The organism is Oerskovia merdavium, from assembly GCF_014836755.1.
Classification (GTDB): domain Bacteria; phylum Actinomycetota; class Actinomycetes; order Actinomycetales; family Cellulomonadaceae; genus Oerskovia; species Oerskovia merdavium.
On sequence record NZ_JACSQF010000005.1, the window covers coordinates 204750 to 227401 of the forward strand.

Genomic DNA, 22652 nt, shown 5'->3' on the forward strand with positions numbered 1-22652 from the left:
TCTAGGCAGGCTCCAGCGCGCAGGTTTGGCGGGACCTTTCGAGGACCCCTCACCGACCTGACGCAACGAGAGCAATCGGGGTGTGGCGCAGCTTGGTAGCGCGCGTCGTTCGGGACGACGAGGTCGCAGGTTCGAATCCTGTCACCCCGACCAGCACGAAGGCCCGGAGTCCACTGGACTCCGGGCCTTCGTCGTTCCCGCACCGCTGCGCCCACGACGGTGCCGCTGCCCCTGAGCGGGCGGCCCGCCCCCTCGCCCCCGCTGCGCCGGGCCCGCTCCGGTGACACGATGAAACGGTCCTGTCCTCCGACGGAGGACCCGTCGTCCTGGGTGGGGCGCTGAGCAAGCAGAGGGTCCCCGCACCCCGCACCGGAGGAGTCGTCATGGCCGAGGAGCCGATCGTCGTCGTCGGAGGTGGGCTGGCCGCCGCGAAGGCCGCCGAGACGCTGCGCACCGAGGGGTACGACGGCGACCTCGTGGTCGTCTCGAGCGAGCCTCACCGACCCTACGAACGCCCGCCGCTGTCCAAGGACTACCTGCGCGGCGAGGCCGAGCGCGACGTCCTGTTCCCGTTGCCCGAGGACTGGTACACCGACCACCACGTCGACCTGCGGACGGCCACGCGGGCAGCGGCGATCGACGTCGCCGGCCACGCCCTGACCCTGATCGACGGCAGCGTCCTGCCCTACTCGCGGCTGCTCCTCGCGACAGGCTCGACACCACGCTCGTTCGCCGTCCCCGGTGCCGACCTCCAGGGCGTCCACTACCTGCGCACGATCGAGCACGCCGACCTGCTGGCCGCCACGCTCGAGGCCTCGGCCCGCGAGGGTGCCGGGCGGCTCGCGGTCGTGGGCGACGGCTGGATCGGGATGGAGGTCGCGGCCTCGGCGCGCACCATGGGACTCGACGTCACGGTCGTCGGGCGCTCGGTGCATCCCCTGGGCAGGGTCCTGGGCCCGCTGCTCGGCGAGATGTACGGCAAGGTCCACGCTGACCACGGGGTGCACCTGCACCGCAACGCCCAGGTCGTGGGGATCACGGGCAGCGAGGGACGCGTGACAGGCGTGGACGTCGAGGACGGGACCCACGTAGCGGCCGACGTCGTCGTGGTCGGCGTGGGCGTGACCCCCAACGTCGGGTTCGCCGAGGCCGCGGGCATCGCGCTCCGGGACCTGTCGCTCGGTGGAGGGCTCGCGGTCGACGCGACCCTGCGCACGTCCGCCCCGGACGTGTGGGCCGCAGGGGACATCGCGAGCGTCCCCTCGCAGCGCTACGGGCGCCCGCTGCGCGTCGAGCACTGGTCGGTGGCCCTCGAGACCGGTCCCCACGCGGCGCGCTCCGTGCTGGGCTCCCGAGAGCCCTACGACAAGCTCCCGTACTTCTTCTCCGACCAGTACGACGTGGGCATGGAGTACCTGGGGTTCGTCGAGGACCCGGCCGAGACGGAGGTCGTCGTGAGCGGGTCGCTCGAGACGAGCGAGCTCGTCGCGTTCTGGGTCGCGGGCGACCGCGTCCAGGCCGGGATGGCCGTCAACACCTGGGAGCAGATGGAGCGGGTCGAGGAGCTCGTCCGGGCCGAGGGGCCCGTCGACCGCGAGGCCCTGGAGGCGTTCCGCGGCTGACCGGACCGGGGCGCGCGGGGTGCCCGGGGTGCACGTGGCCCCTCCCCCGTGCGCCCCGGCACAGGGCCCTCACGGCACCGCGCGCTGCGCCTGTCCCACGTACTGGCTCAGCGGCCGGATGAGAGCGTTCGAGGCGCGCTGCTCGACGACGTGCGCGGTCCACCCCACGACGCGCGCGGCGACGAACAGCGGCGTGAACGTGGGGGTGTCGAACCCCATGAGGTGGTAGGCGGGGCCCGTCGGGTAGTCGAGGTTCGGCAGGATGCCCTTGCGCTCGGTCATCGCGGCCTCGAGCGCGTCGTACAGCTCGTCGAGCGCGGTCGCCTCGTCTGTCCCGAGGTGCGCGACCAGGTCGTCGAGCGTCTTCTTCATGGTCGGCACGCGCGAGTCGCCGCTCTTGTAGACGCGATGGCCGAACCCCATGATCTTGCGCTTGTCGGCCAGCGCCTCGTCGAGCCAGGCGGCGGCCCGGTCGGCGGTACCGATCTCGGCGAACGTCGCCATGACGGCCTCGTTCGCGCCGCCGTGCAGGGCTCCCTTGAGGGCGCCGATCGCGCCCGTGACGGCCGAGTGCAGGTCGGAGAGGGTCGAGGTGATGACGCGGGCCGTGAACGTCGAGGCGTTGAACGAGTGCTCGGCGTACAGGACCATGGAGACCTCGAACGCACGCACGACGCACGCGTCGGGCACCTCGCCGAACGTCATGTGGAGGAAGTTCTCGGCGTAGCCGAGGTCCTCGTCGGGGTCGACGATCTGCTGACCGCGTCGACGCCGCTGGTCGAGGGCCACGACCGCGGGCATCATGGCCCACAGTCGCAGGGCCTTGGCGTGCTCGGCCTCGGGGGACGAGTCCTCGGCGCTCGGGTCGTGCGCGCCCATGACCGAGACCGCGGTGCGGCACACGTCCATGGGGTGGCAGCTCGTGGGGAGCTCGAGGATCGCGTTGCGGACCTCGCCCGGCAGCGCGCGGTTCTCCCGTTCGACGGCGGTCTGCGCGGCGAGCTGCTCGGGGGTCGGCAGCTCGCCGTGCCACAGGAGGTAGGCGACCTCCTCGAAGCTCTTGCGGGCCGCGAGCTCCTGGACGGGGTAGCCCCGGTAGAGCAGCGAGTTCGTGTCGGGGTTGACCTTGGAGACCGCGGTCGTGTCGACGACGACGCCCGCGAGCCCCTTGCGGATCTCGGGGCTCGGGGCCGGGGACGCCGTGCCCTGGGCGGCCGCCGGGGCCGCGGCACCGTCTGCGGGGGTGCTGGTGGTCATGTGCTCACTCCTTCGTGATGCGGGGTCCTGTGCTGCCGTACCGGGGTCGTCGGAGCCGGCGAGGGTTCAGCCTCGCCGGCTCCGACGACCGGCCGCCCTACGGCCGGTACGTGAAGATCTCGGTGTCGAAGTGGTTGTAGCCGGCGTAGTCCACCAGCTCGTACAGCCGTGCACGCGTCTGCATCTCGCCGACCACCCCGTCCTGCGTCCCGGTCTCCCGGATCACGTCCAGCGTGCGCTCCGCGGCCCCCATCGCGCTACGCAGGAGCGTCACGGGATAGATGACGATCTGCACACCGACGGCCGCGAGCTGGTCCCGCGTGAACAGCTCGGACTTGCCGAACTCGGTCATGTTGGCCAGCACGGGCACGTCGACCGCGGAGGCCACGGCCTCGAACTCCGCGAGGTCGCGCATGGCCTCGGGGAAGATCGCGTCCGCTCCGGCGTCGACCAGCGCCTTGGCCCGGTCGATCGCGACCGCCAACCCGTCGGACGCGCGCACGTCGGTGCGCGCCATGACGAGGAAGTTCGGGTCGCGCCGGGCGTCGACCGCGGCACGGATCCGCTTCGTGGCGGTCTCGAGGTCGACGGTCGCCTTGCCGTCGAGGTGCCCGCACCGCTTGGGGTTGACCTGGTCCTCGATGTGACAGCCAGCGACGCCCGCTTCCTCGAGCGTCTGGATGGTCCGCGCGACGTTCATGGGTTCGCCGAAGCCCGTGTCGGCGTCGACGATCGCGGGCAGGTTCGTCATGCGCGCGATCTGCCCCGCACGGGTCGCGACCTCGGTGAGCGTCGTGAGGCCGATGTCCGGCAGGCCCAGGTCTGCCGAGATGACGGCCCCCGAGACGTACACCCCGTCGAAGCCCTTGTCCTCGATCAGGCGCGCCGAGAGCGGGTTGAACGCACCGGGGAGCTGGAGCAGCTCACCGGCCGCGAGCCGGGCGCGCAGCGCGGCCCGCTTGTCCGACGGCGTCACGTGCGAGTACAGCATCAGTTGCCTCCTGCGGGGGTCGGGTCGGCGGGAGCACCCGGGGCGCCGGGCCCATCGGTGCCGGCAGCATCGGCCGAGCCGGGCACGTCGTCGGTCGCGTCGCGCATGGTCCAGGCGGCCGGGCCGTCCCCCGGCCCGGTCCCGGCCGGTTCACCGCCCGCGCTGCCTGCGCCCGAGGCGCCGGTCGCCCCCGGGTGCGCGCCGGCGTCGGGCTCGCCCCCTGCCGCGCCCTGGGCGGGGCGCCCCAGCTCGAAGATGCCCGTGGGCACCGGGACCGTGTCCAGCAGACCCGGCCGCGCGACGATCGAGAGCTCGCGCACCTCGGCGAGCGTGAGCGACGGGAGACGCTGCGCGAGGTCGAGGAAGCGCTCGATCTCTGCGGGCTCGAGCACACCGTCCGCGAGCAGCCGGAACTTGGCGACGTACTGCGCGCGGGCGAACGGGCGTGCGCCGAGCGGGTGCGCGTCGGCGACCGCGATCTCGCGGACGATGCGCCCGCCGTCGGCCAGCTCGATCTCGACGCGCCCGCCGAACGCCTTCTCGGCGGGGTCGACCGAGTGGTAGCGGCGCGTCCACTCGGGGTCCTCGGCCGTCGTGACCTTGCCCCACAGCGCGACCGTGTCGGCGCGACCGGCGCGCTCGGGCGTGTAGGAGTCGACGTGGTGCCACCCGCCGTCCTGGAGCGCGACCGCGAAGATGTACGGGATGGAGTGGTCGAGCGTCTCGCGCGATGCGGCCGGGTCGTACTTCTGCGGGTCGTTCGCGCCCGAGCCGATCACGTGGTGCGTGTGGTGGCTCGTGTGGATCACGATGCTCGCGATGTTGTCCGGGTCCGCGAGCCACGGGTGCTCGGCGTGCAGCGCGCGCGCCAGGTCGATGAGCGCCTGCGACTGGTACTCCGCCGAGTGCTCCTTGGTGTACGTGTCGAGGATCGCGGTCTTGGGCTCGCCGGGCGACGGGAGCACGACGTCGTAGCGCCCCTCCGGGCCGTCGAGCAGCCACGCGATCACGCCGTCCTCGCCCTCGTAGACGGGCTCGGGCGAGGTCTGCCCGCGCATGGCGCGGTCCACGGCCTCGACCGCGACCTTGCCCGCGAGGGCCGGGGCGTACGCCTTCCACGTCGAGATCTGCCCCTTGCGGGACTGCCGCGTCGCGGTCGTGGTGTGCAGCGCCTGCCCGATCGCCTGGAAGATCGTCGTCGTGTCGAGCCCGAGCAGGGTCCCGATCCCGGCCGCTGCCGACGGGCCCAGGTGCGCGACGTGGTCGATCTTGTGGGCGTGCAGGCTGATGGCTCGCACCAGGTCCACCTGGATCTCGTAGCCCGTCGCGATGCCGCGCACGAGCGCCGCGCCGTCGCGGCCGGCGTGCTGGGCGACCGCGAGGATCGGCGGGATGTTGTCACCCGGGTGCGAGTACTCGGCCGCGAGGAACGTGTCGTGGTAGTCGAGCTCGCGGACCGCGACGCCGTTGGCCCAGGCCGCCCACTCGGGGCTCGTGCGCGTCACGAGCGGGGTCCCGAAGACCGTCGCACCGGGCTCGTACGGGTGCGCCAGGGCCTGACCGCGGGCTGCGACGGCGGGCGCGCGCGTGAGGCTCGCGGCCGCGACGGCCGCGTTGTCGATCACGCGGTTGACGATCATCTCGACGACCTCGGTCGGCACCTCGACCGGGTCGGTCGCGAGCTCGGCGAGCTTCCACGCGAGCTGGTCGGTGCGGGCGAGGTTCTCCGCGGACCGGTGGGTCCGCAGGTGGTGGGTCGTGGGCATCGGTGCCTCCGGTGGTCGGGTGCGTCGGTTTCGTCGGGTGCGTTCGTACGTCGGCGCGGAGCGGCTCTTGCCGCGGTGCGCGGGGCCCTGCCTGCCCGACGGCGCCGCACGGGCCGAGGGGCCCGGTGGCGGTCGGCGGGGGCCGGGTGCGGCGCGCGCCGTCAGCCGGGCGGCGGGGGTGGCGGCTCCCCGAGCGCCTTGGCCGCCATCGCTGCGCTGCGCTCGATGTGCTCGCGCATGGCGCGCTCGGCCGCGTCCGGGTCTCCGCTCGCGATGGCGCGGGCGACCTCGCGGTGCTCGTCCACGTGGTCGGTCGTCCCGACGCGTTCGCGGGCGGACAGCGAGCGGTAGCGGTCGACGTGCCCGCGGATCTGGCGCAGCAGCTCCGAGCACCAGCGGTTGTCGGCCAGGGCCTCGATCTGGCCGTGGAACTGGGCGCCGATGCGCAGCACCTCGTCCTCGTGGTCGCGCACGGCGTCCATGAGCGACACGAGGCGAGCGAGCTGCTGGACGTCGGCAGGCCGTGCCCGCTCGCACGCGTCCCGGGCGAGCAGGCCCTCGAGACGAGCACGGACGTCGTAGACGCGGTGGAGGTCGGTGACCGCGAGCGGCGCGACACGCACTCCCCCGGTGGGCTGCTCGACGACGAGGGCCTCGGCCTGGAGGAGGCGCAGGGCCTCGCGGACGGGCGTGCGGCTGACGCCGAGCCGGGCCGAGAGGACGGGCTCGGTGAGCCGTTCGTCGGCCGCGAGCGAGCCGTCGATGATGCGCTGCCGCAAGAGGTCGTAGACGGCGCGGGCACCCGACTGGCGGCGGACGGCGGCGAGGGGCTCGTCGCGCGACGGAGACGACGTCGTCGGGGCGCTGGTCATGCGGCCATCGTGCCACAGGCTCTGCGTACTTGTATACAACTTGGCCGTAGAGGCTACCCAGGGACTTCTCTCTCGGTGGGCCGGACCTCCGCCGGCGGCCTAGCACCCCTCGGAGGGCGGGTCACCGCCCAGGAGGCCGTCACCCAGCGGGGACATGCGATCGGCCATCTCCTGGTGCCACACCGCGAGCCCCTCGAGCACCACGGCGTGCCGCTCGACCTGGTGCCCCGAGACCGCCCCGGACCACAGGGGCGGGTAGACGCTCAGCCCCGTGCCCGGTGGCAGGTCCTCGATGTCGAGCTCCCACCCGGGCCAGCGCAGGTCGGCCACGTACTCGGCGAGCCCACCGCTGACCGCCCACTCGGTGAACGCTCCCTGGCCGAACCCCAGGCAGTGCCACTCGAGGGTGTCGGGCGCGAAGTAGTGCACGTCCCCGAGCGGGCCGGGCAGGCCGCCGCCGTTGACCGCGAACGTCCCGCCCAGGACGTCGAACGCGACGACGAGCTTCTGGGGCGCGACCGCCCCCTCCTCCGGGGCGCCCAGGCCGTTGATCGTGGCGAGGTCGGGGAGCCCGTACCCACCTCCGCCGAGGAGCCGGAGCCACCCGTGGTCCACCAGGACGCCGCCGGTGTAGAGCGCCAGCGCGCCGAGCGTCGAGCGCGTCGTGATCTGGAGTCGGTACAGGACCTCGGGCGCCCACTCGGGCGGCGCGAGGACCTCGACCCCGGGCCGCTGGAACATCCGCGCGAGCGTGGGCCACGCAGGATCGTCGACCTGCGTGAGATCCGAGACCGTCCTGATGCCCATGACCGGGGATCATGCCACGTCCTGCAGTGAATTCCGACACGTCGCGAAGCATCCGATACCGGATTCTCCCCATCTGCGCATCTTCTCCGTGATCACGGAGGCGCGATCCCCGGAATCCCGGGGCAACTAGACCTCGCGATACGTCCGGTCCGTGAGACGAGCCGACGGGTCGAGCGCCAGGGCAGGCCCACCCTCCACGGCCTCGTCCACCCCGTGGAGCGGGCCCGAGACCGCACCGGCGTCCGGCGCCGCGGGCTGCCGGCGTCCGGCCACGGCCGCGTACCCGAGGCCCACCACGACCGCTCCCCCGACCAGGTTGCCGAGCCCGACGAACAGGAGGTTCCGTCCGAACTGTCCCCACGTCGTCATCATCTCGGGGCTGAAGAGACCGATGCTGAACGTCGTCATGTTGGCGACCACGTGCTCGAACCCCGAGGAGATGAACGCGAAGATCGCCCAGAAGATGACGATGGCCTTGCCGGCCTCCGACCGGAGCCGACCGCACGCCCAGATCGCGGCGCACACCAGGACGTTGCACAGCACGCCCCGGAAGAAGAGCTGCCCGCCGGTCTCGTGGGCCTTGCCCGCGAGCATCGACGCGATCATCTCGCCCGCGGCCGCGTTGGTGTGCAGGACTCCCGACTGCACGACCATCCACCCGAACAGCATGGACCCGAGCAGGTTCCCGCCGAAGCAGAACAGCAACGTCCCGACGGCGGAGCGCACCGGGATCGTCCGCGTCACCGCTCCCTGGGTCAGGATCATCATGGCCGACGTGCTGAGCTCGGCCCCCGCGAACACGACCAGGGTCAGCGCGACCGAGAAGACGCCGCCGGCCACGAGGCGCTCGGCCGGCGCCCCGGCGGCGAGGAACGGCCCGGCCGTGGCGACCATGAGGACCACGCCCACGCCGATGTAGGCCCCCGCGAGCATCGCTGCCACCAGGTAGCGCCAGGGGTGCCGGGTTCCCTCGACCTTGGTGCGAGCTGCACGGGACTGCTCGGACAGGTTCTCGGTGAGGGTCAGCACCCTTCGATGATCCGCCCGTTCCATCTATGCACCCCCGGAGGGTCGGCAGGTGGACCAGGTGGTCTCAGGCCCGACGCCGCCCCTACCCGAACGTGAACGTGAAGACCTGCATGCCCGCCGGGACCTCGAGCTCGACCGCCCCCTCGCTCGGCGCGTCCCCCTCGATCACCGGGTAGAGCGTCGGGTTCCCCGTGACCTCGACGTCCCGCCGCTCGACGACCTTCCCGTCCGCGTCGCGGACCGTCGCCACGACGGTGCCCTCGCCGCCCAGGACGGTGAAGACGTCGGTGCCCCGGTAGGCCAGCCGCACGCGGGCCCCGTCGGACACCGCGGTCGCTCCTTGGAAGTCGACGGCCCACGTGCCGCCCAGCGAGAACGTGTCGGGTGCCTGGTCCTGGGCGAGCGTGAAGGCCTGCTCCCCCGCGGCGTAGCGCGGCTCTCCCGCGTAGTTGCCGACCTTGCCGACCGAGAGGTAGGTCTCGGGGGTCGTCGCCCCGTCAGGAGTCCCGTCCTCGACCGAGGTCGCGCCCGGCAGGCGCACGCCCGGGTTCGCGTCCGCGAGCAGCTCGCGGATCAGCGCCTCGGTGTCCTCGTACCCGCCCTCGCCGAACCGGATGTGCCGCACGTTCCCGTCGGCGTCGACCAGGTACTGCGCGGGCCAGTAGCGGTTGCGGTACGCGGTCCAGGTCGCGTAGGAGTTGTCCTGCGCGACCGGGTAGGTCACGCCCAGGTCGTCGGCCCCCGCGACGACGTTGCGCGTCTCGCGCTCGAACGCGAACTCCGGCGTGTGCACCCCGATGACCTCGAACCCCTCGCCCACGTCCTTGTACTGCTCGTACCAGGCGTCGACGTGCGGGATCGCGCGCTGGCAGTTGATGCAGGAGTAGGCCCAGAAGTCGACGAGGACGACCTTGCCCCGCAGGTCGTCGAGCACGAGCGGCTGGTCGCCGGGGGTGTTGAACCACGTGTCGATCCCGCGCAGCGCGGGGGCCGGGCCGCAGTCCTCGAGCTCGGGCGCACCGTTCGAGCAGCTCGACAGCGCACGGTTCTCGTCCGTGACGATCCCGCCGAGGTCGAGCGCCTCGCGCACCGTCCCGGACGCGTCGACGCGCTCCTGGAGGCCGCCCGTGTAGTCGGGCAGCGCGCGCTGGAGGTAGGCGGGCAGGTTGAACGCGAGCCCGACGGCGAGCGCGATCATGACCACGCCGCCCGCCACGCGGATCCCGCGCGTGTGGCGCTGGAACGCCTTGACCCGCTCGGCCACCCGACGTCCCGCGAGCGCGAAGACCAGCAGCGGGAGCGCGGCGCCCACCGCGAACGACACCGTGAGGGCGACCGTCTCCGGTCCGATGTTCCCCGTCGCGCCCGCGACCGTGATGGCCGCGAGGACCGGTCCCGCGCACGGGACGTACAGGACTCCGAGGCCCAGGCCCAGCACGAACGCCCCGCGGTCCTGGCTGCGCGTCCCTCGTCGCGCACCGAGCGCCGCGATCCTCTGGAACGGTCGTTCGAGCACCTCCTCGAACCGCGGCACGATCATGCCCACGCCGATCACCGCGAGCAGCGTCAGCCCCACCCAGCGCAGGAGGTCCTGCGGCAGGCCGAGCGCCCCGAGGAGCAGCGAGCCCAGCAGCGTGAAGACGCTGAAGCTCACGACGAGCCCCGCGATCACGAGGTACGGGCGCCACGAGCGACGAGCGCCCCGACCCGCGGCACCCTGGGCGTCCGTGCCGCTCCCGGCCCGACGGCGCCGCTCGCCCTCTGCGCGAGGGGCGCCACGGTCGGCGGTCGGCCGGGCTACCGTGACGACCTGACCGCGCGCGCCCACCGTCACGGCCCCGGGAGCCCCGGCGAAGAGCGCGGCGGTCGGGGCGCTCGGCGTGGCCTCCGCCGAGGGCGACCGGACCGCGGTGGCGGCTCCGTCGTCGGGCCCGGTGGGCGCGGCGGAAGCTGTGGGTGCGGCGCCGCGGGCGCCCTGCACCCCGCCCGCGAAGAAGATCACGGGAAGCATGGGAAGGATGCACGGCGAGATGCCGGTGATGAGGCCACCGATCAGGCCGATGAGCACGAGGGTTTCCATGGCCGGGGTTCGGCGCAGCGGCCCGCACGGATGGGTGGGCGGGACGTCGTGCCCCTGCGCACACCGCGCCGGAGTTCCGACCCATCCGACCGGGAACCGGCTCCGAACCTCCTCCGAGACGCCCCGCACCAGACGGGGCGACGACAACGAGGAGAGACCGATGAACGTTCGAACCCGTACCTCGTACGCCGTGGTCGGTGCAGCGACCCTGGCGATCCTGGGCCTGTCGGCCTGCAGCTCCGACACCGGCTCGGGCAGCGACGACACGTCGAGCGCGGCCGAGACGACGACGCCCGGCGACGACATGTCCGAGGACGCCATGACCCCCGAGGTCGACCCGGCAGCCAACCTCGTCGGTCCCGGCTGTGCCGCCTACGCCGAGCAGGTCCCCGACGGCGCCGGCTCCGTCACGGGCATGTCGACCGACCCCGTCGCGGTCGCGGCGTCCAACAACCCGCTGCTCACGACCCTCACGGCCGCGGTGAGCGGGCAGCTCAACCCCGACGTGAACCTGGTCGACACCCTCAACGGCGGCGAGTTCACGGTGTTCGCGCCCGTCGACGACGCCTTCGCCAAGATCGACCCGGCGACCATCGAGAGCCTCAAGACCGACTCCGACACGCTGACCAAGATCCTCACCTACCACGTGGTCCCCGGACAGCTGACCCCGGACCAGGTCGTCGGCGAGCACGAGACCGTCGAGGGCGGGACCGTGACCGTCACGGGCTCGGGCGACGACCTCAAGGTCGACGACGCCGCGGTGATCTGCGGCGGTGTCATGACGCAGAACGCCACGGTCTACCTGATCGACACGGTCCTCATGCCGACCATGTGACCCCCGACGCCGACCGTCGCGGTTGTCCCCGTGCCGCGGCGGCCGGCCCACCAGGAGATGCACGGGGACACGGACGAGGAGCCGGTCGCTCCGGACGGGATGCCCCGAGCGACCGGCTCCTCTCGTGCGCCCGGCCCTCAGGGGCGGACGGTCGTGCTGCGGTTCAGCGCGTCAGCGGTCAGCCGTTCGCCCTGCGACGCGCCCACACGAGCGCAGCGCCGCCACCGACGAGCAGGAGCGCGAGGAACCCGGCTGCTCCGGCCGTGGCTCCCGTCGCGGCGAGCGACGGACCGCTCGGCGCCTCGGCGCTCACGGGACCGGGTGCCGCAGCGACCGGCGGGTTGGCGCACGACGCCGTGCCCTCCGGGTAGCGGACCGTCGTGGAGTAGTCGGGGTTGACCTGGAACAGGACCTCGACGTCCGAGCGCGTCCACGCGAAGTTGCCGTCGGTCTCGACGTAGGTGCCGTCGGACTGACGCTCCCAGCCGGGCCAGGCACGGGGCTCGTCCGCGGAGGCACCCGGCCACAGGATCCTGCCGTCGAGAGGCAGCCCCTCGACCGTGTAGTCCTCACCCTCGCCGGGGTTCAGGAACGTGATGCTCAGGGGGCGGTCGCTGTCGGCCTCGTACCCCTCCGGCAGGAAGACCTCGTAGCCGAGGTAGGGCGTGTCGGCCTCGCAGACCGCGCCGATCTCACCGGGCGTCAGGACGCACTCCTGCGCGCCGAGCTCCGGGTCGATCAGGAACGACGCGCTCCTGCCGTCCTCGGCGAGCACGTACCCCGCGGACTCACCCAGAGCGACGCCGTCCCCGGCGTGCGCGACGATCGCGCCGTCGGTCCGCGCGTAGCTGATCTGCTCGGTGCTCTCGGGCAGGACGAAGCGCTCGTCGTCCGTGCCGCAGACCTCGAGGATCGTCGGTGCGACCGGGGGCACGAACGTCAGGGACGGCTCCTCGGGCTCCGGCGCGACAGGCGTCTCCGGCTCGGCCGGGGGCACGGTCTCCTCGGCGCACTCCGGGACCTCGACGAGGTCGTCGAGGTCGTGGTGCTTGGAGCCGGTCAGGACCCCGCCCAGCGCGGACTTCGGCGGAGTGATGGTCTCGGGCCAGACGAACGTCCCGTCCTGACGGATCCTGTCCTGCTGGACCGCCCACCCGTCCCCGCAGACCTCCCGCGGGAGGTCGGACGGGAAGGTGGTGTACCACTCGGTCCCCGGCTTGTGGTCGACGAGCGTCTGGGGTCCGGAGTTCTCCCATGCGGCAGGCTTCGCGGGGTCGTTCTTCTTGTAGACGTAGATGCCCACCTCGTTGCCCGACGTGGGTGCGGAGACGCACGGCGTGGTCTTTCCCTGCTGCGCGAAGTCGTACTTCTTGCCGTCCGAGGCACGCACGTCGATCTCCCACGAGTGGGCGACCGACGAGTCGGGGAAGGTGTAGGAGGTCGAGTACGAGCGCTGGAAGGTCTCGTCCTTGACGACCTTTCCGTCGACCTTCACGGTGACGGAGTTGTCCTTGGCGGAGTAGGCCTTGAGCGAGACGTCGAGGCCCGTGCAGGTCGCGGAGACCTGCGGGGTGTGGGCGGAGGCGGGGGCCGCGGTGGCGACCAGTCCGCCGAGGGCGAGCAGCGAGGCTGCCGTGCTCGCCAGGAGCTTCTTCACGGGTGGTGGATTCCTTCCGGGGTGATGCCGAGATGCGGCGTCGCACGCACGACACGGGGTGGGAACGTGTCGTATTGCATCACCAATACCCAGACTTTGACAAACCCCGGTATACATCCGAAATCGGACCAAGGAATTACCCGAGAGCGGGCATTGCGGCCGGAACTCGGGTCGAAAGTTATCCGAGATCGAGCATCAGGTCTCGAGGATCACCAAAGGATCGCTGGTCGGCTGCGGAGACCCCCCGGCGGGCTCGAGCGTCACCGCGACCCCCGCACTCCCGGCCGCATCGACGAGCAGGGCCGCCGAGCCGTCCCGGGCGTCGAACACCCCGGCCGAGACCATACCCTCACCCTCGACGAGCCAGAGCTGGTAGTCCTCGGCGGCACCCGCCTGCGGCAGGTCCGTGACGGAGAACAGCACCCGGTCACCCGAGACGAGCGCGCTCGCGTCCCCACCCCCGACCATCTCGCCCCGGACGATCTCCGCCGCCGGGTCGGCGAGCATCGAGGCCATGGCGTCGGCCTGCGTCTGGAGCCGGACCTGCTCCTGGCGGGCCTGGACGGCCAGCGTCGTCGGGACCGCTACGGCCGCGACCGCGGCGGCGACCGCGGCCACGACGACCCACCGCCGGGGAGCGCGCGCCGGGCCCCCTGGGCGTGCGTCTCCGCGGCCTGCCCCGGGGGCCGCGACCTGCGGCGTCGACGCGACGCGCCCGAGCACCGCGTCCCGGAGCGAGGCAGGTGGGTCCGCGTCGACCGTGAACGCCGCGACCACCGCGCGGTGCTCGTCGAGCTCGCGGCGCGCGTCGGCGTCGGAGGCCAGCAGCCGTTCGACCACGCGGCGGTCCAGGTCGTCGACCGCGTCGAGCGCGTAGGCGGCGAGCAGGTCGCGCGGGTCGTCCGTGCGCGGACCTTCTCCGTCGGCGACCGGTCCGTCCACGCCACCACGCGACGTGGAAGAGCGCCCGGTGTCGCGGCCGTCGCCGGTGTCGTCAACCACGGTTCACCCCCAAGCAGTCGCGCAGGCGGACGAGCCCGTCACGGATCCTCGACTTCACGGTCGGCACGGCCGCACCCAGCTCGAGCGCGACCTCGCGATACGTCAGACCGCCGAAGTAGGCCCGGACGACCGACTCGCGCTGGGTCTCGGTCAGGCTCCCGAGGCACCGGCGCACGGCAGCCGACTCGAGCAGCTGCTCGACCTCCTCGGCGACGACGTCGTGGCCTCCCCCGGCGAACCTGCCGTCGACGTCCTTCTGGTCCCGGACCCGGCGGGACTGCTCGGCCCGCACCCGGTCCACCGCTCGCCGTCGGGCCATCGTGACGACCCAGGTCCGGGCCGAACCCCGGGAGGCGTCGAAACGCACCGCCGTCTGCCACACCTCGATCATCACCTCCTGGGTCACCTCGGCCGCGTGGTCGTGGTCGCGCAGCACGCCCAGGGCCGTGCCGAACACGGCCGGCGCCAGGGCGTCGTACACCGGCGCGAACGCAGCCGGATCACCCTCGGCGCACGCGGCGAGCGCGGCATCGAGAGCATCGGGCTCGCTCGTCCTCACGGGTGGCACCCGACCAGTCTGCCCCAGGCTCCCCACCGCGGCGCACGGGCGGGACGTCCGCGGGTGCACAGCATCCGCGACGGCTGAGGCACCCATGGTTCGTCGCGGACGGGGTCGCGGATGGGTCGCCGGCCGGTCGGAGGCTGCCGCTACCCTCACGGGGTGACCGAGACGCCGCAGACCGCCCGGCTCCATCCCCTCTACGTCGTCGTGGGCGTGCTCTTCGTGGCGCTCGTCGCGCTCGCGCTCTGGGCGACCGCACGCGGAGACGACCAGGCGGCCGGGCAGGGGGACGAGCGCGAGGCCCCTGCCGACCCGGCCACGTCGCAGGACGCCACGATCCGCGAGGACGTCGAGCGTGACCTCGGGGCGATCGAGGGGGTCGAGTCCGCGACGGTCGAGGTGCTCGACGAGGACCTTCTCGAGGGCCTTCCCGAGCACGTCCCGGCACCCGCCGCCTCGGTGACGGTCGACCTCGAGAGCTTCCGGACCCCCGAGGACGCGCAGGCGACCGTCGACGCCGTCTACGGCGTCCTCACCACCTCGGGGCTCAGCGGCTCACCCACGCTCACCGTGGTCGACACGCTGCCGGGCACCGCGGCGACGATGAGGCTCGAACCCACCGGCCCGGGAGACAGGTCGGTCCACGACGGCGTGGCGTTCCTCGACGCGGGAGCGACCGCGGTCCACCTCACGGCCGACAACGCGGCGGTCACCGGCCGTGAGCCCGCCGCCCTCCCCGGGCTGGCCGAGGTCGCGGGCACCCTCGCGCGGCCGCTGAACTCCCTCTCGACCGACGGCTACGGCGCGATGTACACCTCGAGCGTCGACCCCGTACCGCCGCCGCTGCCCGCCGTCCAGCTCCTCGCCGAGGCCGGGTCGCGCGACGAGACGACCCAGGCCGTCTACGAGGTCAGGTCGCCCACGGGGAACCCCGTGCCGCTGCTCACGGTCTACGTCGAGGGCCCGCCGACGCCCGTCGCGGACTGGTTGCGCGCCTCGGGCCAGGCAGACCTCCTGGGCAGCGCGATCGCCTTCACCGTCTACGGCAGCGAGACCTCCGAGTCCGGGTTCGTCTCGGACCGCGAGCTCGTGAGCACGGACCCCGCGGGAGACGAGGCCGACGCCGCGGCCGCAGCCGCCGACGGGATCCCGCCCTGCACCGGGCCGGACCTTCGCGCAGGGGTGACCGGGTTCGACGCCGCCGCCGGGTCACGCTTCCTCACCGTCACCGCGGAGAACGTCTCCGACGCCCCGTGCGCGCTCGACGGACGCCCCTGGCTGAGCTTCCTGCGCGCCTCGGGCACCGTCCCGGACGTCCTGGCCGAACCGGAGGTCCCCGGGCAGAGCCCGGTGCGGGTCGTCGTGCCGCCGGGCGGCGTCGCGACGTCCCAGCTCCGGTGGGGCGCCATGTCGACGGCCAACGACCCCGACCAGACGACGAGCGTCCTCGTCACGACCGTGCCCGGCGCCGAGGTGACCCGCCTTCGCGTGACGGACGTCCCGGGCGCCGACTCGGGCGTCGACATCCTCGAGGGCGCTCGCGTCGTGGTCGGCGACTGGGTCCGCGCCGCGTCCTGACCGGGGACGGTCGCGCACCGGCCCACCCACCGCTCGCGGCCCGGGCCCAGCGCCCCGCACCCGCGCGACTGCTCGCACCCGAGCTCGGTCGCCCGGCCGCAGCACGCACGACGGCCGCCCTCCCCCGCAGGGAGAGCGGCCGTCAGCCGAGCCGAGAAGTACCGGGACTCAGAGCGCCCGGCGTGCCCGCACCGACTCGGCCAGCTCGCCGAGCAGCTCGGCCGTGGTGTCCCAGTCGATGCACTTGTCCGTCACGGACTGCCCGTAGACGAGCCCGCGCGGAGCCGGCGCCTGCGCCCCGGCCACGATGAAGCTCTCCATCATGAGCCCCGTGATCCCGGCCTCGCCCTCGGCGATGCGCGTCGCGACCTCACGCACGACCTCGGCCTGACGCACGTGGTCCTTGCCCGAGTTGCCGTGGCTCGCGTCGATCACCAGGCCGTGCTCGACGGCCCCGCCCAGACCCGAGGCCGCGGCCACGCGCAGGGCGGACGCGACGTCGTCGGGCCCGTAGTTGGGGCCGCTGCGGCCACCGCGCAGGATGATGTGGCAGTCCGGGTTGCCCGCGGTCTCGACCGCGGCCGCCCGGCCCGCGCCGTCCGTGCCGAAGAACGTGTGCTCGCTCGCCGCGGTGATGCAGCCGTCGACCGCGATCTGGATGTCGCCGTCGGTCGCGTTCTTGAAGCCGACGGGCATCGACAGGCCCGACGCGAGCTGGCGGTGCACCTGGCTCTCGACGTTGCGCGCGCCGATCGCGCCCCACGAGACGGCGTCCGCGATGTACTGCGGGCTCGTGGGCTCGAGGAACTCGGTCGCCGCGGGGACACCCGCGTCGAGGACGCCGAGCAGGACCTCGCGCGCCAGGTGCAGACCACGGTTGACGTCGTGCGTGCCGTCGAGGTCCGGGTCGTTGATGAGGCCCTTCCAGCCGACCGTCGTGCGCGGCTTCTCGAAGTACACGCGCATGACGATCGCGAGGTCCTCCGACAGGTCCTTGGCCACGGCCGCGAGGCGGTGCGCGTAGTCGAGGGCCGCCTCGGGGTCGTGGACCGAGCACGGGCCGACGATCACGAGCAGACGGTCGTCGTCCCCCGCCAGGACGTCCCGGATCTCGCGGCGCGACTGGGTGACCAGGTCACCGCGCGCCGTGCCGAGGGGAAGCTCGGCGAGCATGTCGACGGGGGCGGGCAGCGGGTCGAGGGCGCGGATGCGCAGGTCGCTCGTGGGCGCCTGCAGCTCGTACTCGGGGTGAGAGGTCACGCGTTCCATGGTGTCACCTGCGCCGGTGGCGGAGGTGACCGTCTCGGGGTGACGTTCGTCGACGGTCTCGGCAGAGACGGTGGTCGAGGTCGTGGCGGTCATGCGAGGGCTCCTGATCTGAAGGTGACTCAGACGGAGCCGTGCGGCCTGCTCTGTGTCCGGAGTCGGCCCGTCTGAATGACGAAGGGCCCGGACGCGGTCTGCGTCCAAGGCCCTGTGCTGGCTCCGGGGAAGGTTGGTCAGGCGAACGCCCGCTCGGCCCCTCCAGGAGCCAGCGTAAAGCGCCAATACCAACGAACCGTGTTCACCGGACGACCGTAGCACAGCGGTTTTGGTGCCCCACGGGGCCGTCTCAGACTCCGGGCAGGGTGCTCGCCGAAGCAGCTCCGCCGAGAAGTGAGCTGTTGCCCGTGTTCCGGTCGGATCAGGGGCAACAGCTCACTTCTCGGCATCGCACGCCGTCTACGCTCGGTCCATGCCGATCCCCGAGTTCGTCGCCGCCCTCCGCTCCCACGTCGGGACCGACCTCCTGTGGATGCCAGGAGTCACGGGGGTCGTGATCGACGACGACGGTCGCCTCCTCCTGGGTCAGCGTGCCGACTCGGGGCAGTGGGCAGTCGTCAGCGGGATCCTCGAGCCGGGCGAGGACCCCGCCGTGGGCCTCGCGCGCGAGGTCCTCGAGGAGACCGGGGTGAGCGTCCGGGTCGACGCGCTGACCGGGGTCACGGTGACCCCGGTCGTGGAGTACCCGAACGGCGACCGCTCGCAGTACCTGGACCTGTGCTTCCTGTGCCGCCCGGTCTCCCCCGCCGCAGCGGCCGCGGCTCACGTGGCCGACGACGAGTCGCTCGCGGTCGCCTGGTTCGCGCCCGACGACCTGCCCGCCGACCTCGCCGCCTCGACGAGCGAGCGGCTCGGCCACGCGCTGGGCTACCTCGCTGCCCCGACCGCGGGGCCGTTCTTCGTCCGGTAGCCCGGAGCGCCGGGCGAGCCTGCTCGTCCCGACGCGCCTCGGTACCCCGCGCGTCGCCTCACGACCAGCGGAACAACCGCGCCGCCAACGGGAGCAGCACCACGGTCCACACGGCCATGACCACGAGCTGGGACACGGGCACACCGGTCTCGAACCAGCCCGTCGTCATGGCCTGCGTCGCGGCGCCGAGGGGCGTGTAACCGCCGATCGTGCGGAGCGCCTCGGGCATGATCGGCCCGGGCGTCCACATGCCCGCGAGGAAGAGCATCGGGAAGTAGAGCGTCATCCCGATCGCCGACGCCGTGCTGGCCTTGCCCGCGCGCGACGCGATGAGCATCCCGAGCGAGAACATCGACAAGATCCCCAGCAGGAAGCTCCCGACCACGATCGAGAGGTTGGCGGGCGCCGCGAGGTCGAACACCAGGCTCCCCACGAGCACCGCGAGCAGCGCCGCGACGCACACCGTCACCAGGTTGATGACCACGTGCGCCCCGATGAGCCCCTGCGGCTTCATGGGTGTGGTCGAGAGCCTGCGCAGCACGCCCTTCTCGCGGAACGTCGCAAAGTACACGGGCATGGTCGTGAGCGCGACGGTCGCGACCGCGGTCGCGAGCGCCACGGGCACGTAGACCGCGACGGCGGTCAGCCCTCCCCAGGGCGGCGGGGCGTCGGTCATGACCTCCCGCATGCCGGGGATCGCGAAGCCCACGCCCACGAGCAGCACGGTCGGGAAGAGGAGCGCGAAGAAGACCGTCCCCGGGTCACGGAGCAGCAGGCGGGCCTCGGTCAGGGTCAGGGTCCGCAGGCCGTGCCAGCCGGTGCCCGCGATCTTGCGGCGCCGGGGTGCTGCCACCTGCGGGTGTGTTGCCGTCTGCGTGGTCATCGCCCTGCTCCTTCGGTGCTGGACCGGTCGTCGGTCGCCGTGGGGCCCGTCGCCCCGGTGTGGTCGTACGTCCTGCCCGTGACGTGCACGAACACGTCCTCGAGCGAGCGGGTCACGGTCCGGACGTCGGGCACGACGTCCGCCTCGGCGAGGGCCAGCACGACGGCGGGCAGCACCCGCCGGGTCCCGGTCACCTCGATCTCGTGGCCCTCGCGCGTCACGGCCTGGACGTCCGCGAGCCCGGTGAGGATCTCGAGCGCCTGGGCCTCCTCGTGCGGTTCGAGCCGCAACCGGAGCACGCGCGACGAGTCGACCGACTCGATGAGCTCGGCGGGCGAGCCGGCCGCGACCACGACGCCCTGGTCGATGATGACGAGGCGGTCGCACAGGCGCTCGGCCTCGTCCATGAAGTGGGTCACGAGCAGGATCGTCACGCCGCGGTCGCGCACGCGCTCGACGAGCTCCCACGTGGCGCGCCGGGCCTGCGGGTCCAGGCCCGTGGTCAGCTCGTCGAGGATGGCGACCTGCGGGTTCCCCACGAGCGCGAGCGCGATCGACAGGCGCTGCTTCTGCCCGCCCGACAGCTTCCCGAACTGGCGGGCCCGGTGGGGCGTCAGGTCCAGCAGGTCCATGAGCTCGGCAGGGTCCGCGGGCGACTCGTAGAACGACGCGTACAGCCGCAGCGCCTCGGCGACCGTCATGCGCTCGTTGAGCTCGGCCTCCTGGAGCTGGACGCCCAGGACCTCGCGGACCGAGGCCGGGTCCGCCTGCGGGTCCCGTCCGAGGATCCGGACGGTCCCGCCGTCGGCCTGCCGGAGCCCCGCGAGGCACTCGACCGTGGTCGTCTTGCCGGCCCCGTTGGGACCGAGGATCCCGAAGATCTCCCCCGGCCCGACGGCGAGGCTCACGTCGCGCACGGCGACGTTGCTCCCGTACGCCTTGCGCAGGGCGACGATCTCGATGGCGGGTGCGGCGCCGTCGGGCCTCGTGGTCGAGGACGCGCCGACGGGCGCGCTGCTCGGAAGTGCGCCCGCTGCGAGCGCGCTGCCCGGAGACGAACCTGCCGGGACGGGATGTGCGGTGGTCATGATGCCCTCCCTGAGGGTGTGTTCGCCCGCCGGGCGGCGACCCGGTGGACCGGGCGCCGTCCGCTGGACGGTGATGGACGAGCTGGTGAGGGGCACGACGCTCCCTCTGACGAGGGGACGCTGCGCGCAAAGGCGTCGGGGACGCCAGGGCCGTCAGGTCGTGACGGGAGCGATGGCCACCGACCGCGTGACCAGGTGGAACGTGAGAGCCGCTGCGGCGAGGGCCACGAGGCCGCCCACGACCGCGGTGAGGACCTGCGCGTCGGCCAGGCCGACGGCCTGGGCGAACGGCCTGCCGAAGTAGCCGCTCTGGAACGCGAGCTCGACGAGGACCACGGGGACCAGCAGGAGCGGGATCGCGAACGTCCCGCGCCACACCCCGAACCCGTAGTACCCCATGCCGATCGCCGCGCCCGAGAGCCAGTACACGCTGCAGAAGAACGCCTGCACCAGGAACGCGGTGCCGACCTGGCCCCCGTCGACGTAGAGCTGGGCCCGGTCGAGCTCGGGCGACCAGCCCTGCGCCCGGAAGACGAGCCACTCCACGTAGCCCAGGACCGCCGCCACGAGGGCGAACGTGAGCCCCAGGATCACGGCCGTGCACCAGGTCGAACGGATGAACGACCGGCGCGTGCCACCCGCCGCGACGTGCACCGCGACGCTCGCGATGGGCGCGATGATGCCCATGACGAACAGGAAGAACTTCGCCGACCCGCTCACGACGCCGTCGATCACGCTGCCGTCGAGGATGTCGGTGCGCACCTCGACGTAGCCGATGATGCCCGCGATGATCAGCACGATCACCCAGAACCACGCACCGATCTGCCAGGTCCCCGCGGACATCGACCACGTCGCGGTGCGCAGCGACCGCCGCTCGGCCGTACGGCGCACCGCGGCACGCTGCGCCTCCCGGCCGGTGAGGGCCGTGGGGCCCGTCAGGTTCTCGGTCATGACCGCTCCTCTCGGGTCAGGTGCACGAACAGGTCCTGCAAGGGCACCGCGCCGAGCTCGATGCCCGCCTCGGTCGCAGCGGCCCGCTCGGCGTCGTCGAGCGTCCCGAACAGCGTGACCTGGGCCGTGCCGCCCAGGCGTTGACGAGCCAGCACGCGGCGGCCGTCGACGAACGACTCGACCGCGGCGGCGGACCCCGTGAGGCTCACGCCCCTGCTGCGGACGGACTCGACGCTCTCGGCGAGGAGCACACGGCCCTTGTCCACGATGACGACGTCCTCGAAGATCCGCTCGACCTCGTCGATCAGGTGGCTCGAGAGGATGATCGTGCGCGGGTGCTCGGTGTAGTCCTCGACGAGCGCGTCGTAGAACGCGTACCGGCTCGGCGCGTCCATGCCCAGGTAGACCTCGTCGAAGATCGTCAGCGGTGCGCGGGACGCGAGACCGATGACCGCGCCGAGCGCCGACCGCTTGCCACGCGAGAGACTCTCGGGGGTCTTGCGCAGGTCGACCTCGAACAGGTCGACCAGACGGGCCGCGAGGTCCGCGTCCCAGTGCTCGCGCATCTCCGCGTAGTACCCCAGGCTGTCGGCGACCTTGGTCGAGGTGATCGTGTCGCCGCTCTCCCGGACGAGCTGCGTGCCGGCCATGGCCCACGCGTTCTCGAACGGGTCCTCGCCGTCGACCAGGACCGTCCCGGCGTCGGGGCGGCGCATGGCGGCGATCAGCGAGAGCGCCGTCGTCTTGCCTGCGCCGTTGCGGCCGAGCAGGCCCGTGATGGTGCCGGGACGGACCTGGAGGCTCAGGCCGTCGAGCGCCGGGTGCTTCTCGCCCTTGCCGAAGCTCAGGGTCACGTCCCGCAGCTCGACGCCGAACGGCTCGGGGCGGGTGGGGGCGGTCATGAGGTCTCTCCCGTCGGGGTGGGGCGGTCCTGGGGGCCGCGGCCGAGCACGTGGTCCACGATCTCGGCGGGCGTGATGCCCAGCAGGTCGGCCTGGACCAGGGCCGGGCGCAGGACCTCGGCGAAGTAGCGGTCGCGGTGCTCGGCGAGCAGCTTCTCGCGTGCTCCGGAGGCGACGAACATGCCGACACCGCGCCGCTTGTAGAGGATTCCCTCGTCGACCAGCCCGGCGAACGCCTTGGCGGCGGTCGCGGGGTTGATGCGGAAGGTCGTCGCGTACTGGGTGGTGGACATGACCTGCTCCTCCTCGGCGAGGTCGCCGCTCAGGATCTGGGCGCGGATCTGCTGGGCGATCTGCAGGTAGATGGGTTCAGGTCCGTCGAACATGGTGCCCATCCTCTCGTCGATCGCACGTTCTGGGGTTCATTACATGAGTAATGAACCACAGAACCTGGCTGGCGCGCAAGGGGTCTCGCTGTGCGACACCTGCCGAGAAGTGGGGGGGGGGGGGGGGGGGGGGGGGGGGGGGGGGGGGGCG

The 22652-nt window shown here is 72.7% G+C and carries 19 protein-coding genes, 1 tRNA gene and 1 pseudogene; 5 read left to right on the forward strand and 16 right to left on the reverse strand.

Features of this window, described 5'->3' with window-relative positions; translation table 11 throughout:
- Positions 1-76: 76 nt before the first annotated feature.
- Together H9641_RS06920 and H9641_RS06925 are read left to right on the forward strand one after the other, a co-directional pair.
- Positions 77-153: transfer RNA gene (locus H9641_RS06920), tRNA-Pro, on the forward strand.
- Between the two features lie 230 nt (positions 154-383).
- On the forward strand, positions 384-1622 hold the full coding sequence (locus H9641_RS06925) for an NAD(P)/FAD-dependent oxidoreductase (protein WP_191802184.1): 1239 nt from the start codon (positions 384-386) through the stop codon (positions 1620-1622).
- Positions 1623-1691: 69 nt separating this feature from the next.
- Here the strand turns inward: H9641_RS06925 and H9641_RS06930 are convergent, their stop codons facing one another.
- The 7 genes and pseudogenes from H9641_RS06930 to H9641_RS06960 form a co-directional block, all read right to left on the reverse strand.
- Entirely contained in the window at positions 1692-2879 is a 1188-nt protein-coding gene (locus tag H9641_RS06930; protein WP_191802186.1) for a bifunctional 2-methylcitrate synthase/citrate synthase, read from the reverse strand.
- A gap of 97 nt (positions 2880-2976) precedes the next feature.
- On the reverse strand, positions 2977-3870 hold the full coding sequence (gene prpB / locus H9641_RS06935) for a methylisocitrate lyase (RefSeq protein ID WP_191802188.1): 894 nt from the start codon (positions 3868-3870) through the stop codon (positions 2977-2979).
- A 251-nt stretch (positions 3871-4121) separates the two neighbouring features.
- A pseudogene (locus H9641_RS06940) lies at positions 4122-5636 on the reverse strand (MmgE/PrpD family protein); the annotation flags it as partial.
- A gap of 161 nt (positions 5637-5797) precedes the next feature.
- Positions 5798-6508: a GntR family transcriptional regulator gene (locus H9641_RS06945; protein WP_191802189.1), complete on the reverse strand. Its 711-nt coding sequence runs from the start codon at positions 6506-6508 to the stop codon at positions 5798-5800.
- A gap of 99 nt (positions 6509-6607) precedes the next feature.
- On the reverse strand, positions 6608-7315 hold the full coding sequence (locus H9641_RS06950) for a DUF2625 family protein (RefSeq protein ID WP_191802191.1): 708 nt from the start codon (positions 7313-7315) through the stop codon (positions 6608-6610).
- Between the two features lie 126 nt (positions 7316-7441).
- Positions 7442-8344 (reverse strand): formate/nitrite transporter family protein, encoded by a 903-nt coding sequence (locus tag H9641_RS06955; protein WP_191802193.1) that lies wholly within the window; start codon positions 8342-8344, stop codon positions 7442-7444.
- Positions 8345-8426: 82 nt separating this feature from the next.
- Positions 8427-10424 (reverse strand): cytochrome c biogenesis protein DipZ, encoded by a 1998-nt coding sequence (locus H9641_RS06960; RefSeq protein ID WP_191802194.1) that lies wholly within the window; start codon positions 10422-10424, stop codon positions 8427-8429.
- Between the two features lie 160 nt (positions 10425-10584).
- On the opposite strand from H9641_RS06960, the gene H9641_RS06965 reads away from it, so the two are divergent.
- The gene (locus H9641_RS06965) at positions 10585-11259 is read left to right on the forward strand and encodes a fasciclin domain-containing protein (RefSeq protein ID WP_191802196.1); all 675 of its coding nucleotides are present in this window, start codon (positions 10585-10587) and stop codon (positions 11257-11259) included.
- A gap of 178 nt (positions 11260-11437) precedes the next feature.
- On the opposite strand, the gene H9641_RS06970 is transcribed toward H9641_RS06965, so the two are convergent.
- From H9641_RS06970 to sigK, 3 genes are all read right to left on the reverse strand, one after another.
- Complete coding sequence (locus tag H9641_RS06970; RefSeq protein WP_191802198.1) at positions 11438-12916, reverse strand: hypothetical protein; 1479 nt, start codon at positions 12914-12916, stop codon at positions 11438-11440.
- Between the two features lie 195 nt (positions 12917-13111).
- A complete protein-coding gene (locus tag H9641_RS06975) occupies positions 13112-13918 on the reverse strand; it encodes an anti-sigma factor (RefSeq protein WP_191802201.1) in 807 nt (268 codons plus the stop codon).
- On the reverse strand, positions 13911-14486 hold the full coding sequence (gene sigK / locus H9641_RS06980) for an ECF RNA polymerase sigma factor SigK (protein WP_318244431.1): 576 nt from the start codon (positions 14484-14486) through the stop codon (positions 13911-13913). Before sigK ends, H9641_RS06975 begins: the two co-directional genes overlap by 8 nt.
- A gap of 153 nt (positions 14487-14639) precedes the next feature.
- On the opposite strand from sigK, the gene H9641_RS20660 reads away from it, so the two are divergent.
- Positions 14640-16058 (forward strand): DUF4232 domain-containing protein, encoded by a 1419-nt coding sequence (locus tag H9641_RS20660; protein ID WP_191802205.1) that lies wholly within the window; start codon positions 14640-14642, stop codon positions 16056-16058.
- Between the two features lie 168 nt (positions 16059-16226).
- On the opposite strand, the gene H9641_RS06990 is transcribed toward H9641_RS20660, so the two are convergent.
- Complete coding sequence (locus H9641_RS06990) at positions 16227-17327, reverse strand: 3-deoxy-7-phosphoheptulonate synthase (protein WP_191802284.1); 1101 nt, start codon at positions 17325-17327, stop codon at positions 16227-16229.
- A 466-nt stretch (positions 17328-17793) separates the two neighbouring features.
- Between H9641_RS06990 and H9641_RS06995 the strand changes: the two genes are divergently transcribed.
- Entirely contained in the window at positions 17794-18291 is a 498-nt protein-coding gene (locus H9641_RS06995; RefSeq protein WP_191802207.1) for an NUDIX hydrolase, read from the forward strand.
- A 58-nt stretch (positions 18292-18349) separates the two neighbouring features.
- Here H9641_RS06995 and H9641_RS07000 read toward each other — a convergent pair whose 3' ends face one another.
- The 5 genes from H9641_RS07000 to H9641_RS07020 all read right to left on the reverse strand — a co-directional run bounded on the left by H9641_RS07000 (position 18350) and on the right by H9641_RS07020 (position 22501).
- Positions 18350-19174: an ABC transporter permease gene (locus H9641_RS07000; RefSeq protein ID WP_191802209.1), complete on the reverse strand. Its 825-nt coding sequence runs from the start codon at positions 19172-19174 to the stop codon at positions 18350-18352.
- Positions 19171-20262, reverse strand: coding sequence for an ABC transporter ATP-binding protein (locus H9641_RS07005; protein ID WP_191802211.1), 1092 nt, complete (start codon positions 20260-20262; stop codon positions 19171-19173). Before H9641_RS07005 ends, H9641_RS07000 begins: the two co-directional genes overlap by 4 nt.
- A gap of 153 nt (positions 20263-20415) precedes the next feature.
- Complete coding sequence (locus H9641_RS07010) at positions 20416-21213, reverse strand: hypothetical protein (protein ID WP_191802213.1); 798 nt, start codon at positions 21211-21213, stop codon at positions 20416-20418.
- Entirely contained in the window at positions 21210-22115 is a 906-nt protein-coding gene (locus H9641_RS07015; RefSeq protein WP_191802215.1) for an ATP-binding cassette domain-containing protein, read from the reverse strand. Before H9641_RS07015 ends, H9641_RS07010 begins: the two co-directional genes overlap by 4 nt.
- Entirely contained in the window at positions 22112-22501 is a 390-nt protein-coding gene (locus tag H9641_RS07020) for a GntR family transcriptional regulator (protein ID WP_191802217.1), read from the reverse strand. The genes H9641_RS07015 and H9641_RS07020 overlap by 4 nt, the downstream gene beginning before the upstream one ends.
- Positions 22502-22652: the final 151 nt, after the last annotated feature.

Bases quoted from the DNA above. Each gene is read 5' to 3' on its own strand.
- H9641_RS06925 (WP_191802184.1), top strand. From the start codon at position 384: ATGGCCGAGGAGCCGATCGTCGTCGTCGGAGGTGGGCTGGCCGCCGCG.
- H9641_RS07005 (WP_191802211.1), bottom strand. From the start codon at position 20,262: ATGACCACCGCACATCCCGTCCCGGCAGGTTCGTCTCCGGGCAGCGCG.
- prpB (WP_191802188.1), bottom strand. From the start codon at position 3,870: ATGCTGTACTCGCACGTGACGCCGTCGGACAAGCGGGCCGCGCTGCGC.
- H9641_RS07020 (WP_191802217.1), bottom strand. From the start codon at position 22,501: ATGTTCGACGGACCTGAACCCATCTACCTGCAGATCGCCCAGCAGATC.
- H9641_RS06965 (WP_191802196.1), top strand. From the start codon at position 10,585: ATGAACGTTCGAACCCGTACCTCGTACGCCGTGGTCGGTGCAGCGACC.
- H9641_RS06960 (WP_191802194.1), bottom strand. From the start codon at position 10,424: ATGGAAACCCTCGTGCTCATCGGCCTGATCGGTGGCCTCATCACCGGC.
- H9641_RS06990 (WP_191802284.1), bottom strand. From the start codon at position 17,327: ATGGAACGCGTGACCTCTCACCCCGAGTACGAGCTGCAGGCGCCCACG.
- H9641_RS07010 (WP_191802213.1), bottom strand. From the start codon at position 21,213: ATGACCGAGAACCTGACGGGCCCCACGGCCCTCACCGGCCGGGAGGCG.
- H9641_RS06995 (WP_191802207.1), top strand. From the start codon at position 17,794: ATGCCGATCCCCGAGTTCGTCGCCGCCCTCCGCTCCCACGTCGGGACC.
- H9641_RS06930 (WP_191802186.1), bottom strand. From the start codon at position 2,879: ATGACCACCAGCACCCCCGCAGACGGTGCCGCGGCCCCGGCGGCCGCC.
- H9641_RS06945 (WP_191802189.1), bottom strand. From the start codon at position 6,508: ATGACCAGCGCCCCGACGACGTCGTCTCCGTCGCGCGACGAGCCCCTC.
- H9641_RS07015 (WP_191802215.1), bottom strand. From the start codon at position 22,115: ATGACCGCCCCCACCCGCCCCGAGCCGTTCGGCGTCGAGCTGCGGGAC.
- H9641_RS07000 (WP_191802209.1), bottom strand. From the start codon at position 19,174: ATGACCACGCAGACGGCAACACACCCGCAGGTGGCAGCACCCCGGCGC.
- H9641_RS06950 (WP_191802191.1), bottom strand. From the start codon at position 7,315: ATGGGCATCAGGACGGTCTCGGATCTCACGCAGGTCGACGATCCTGCG.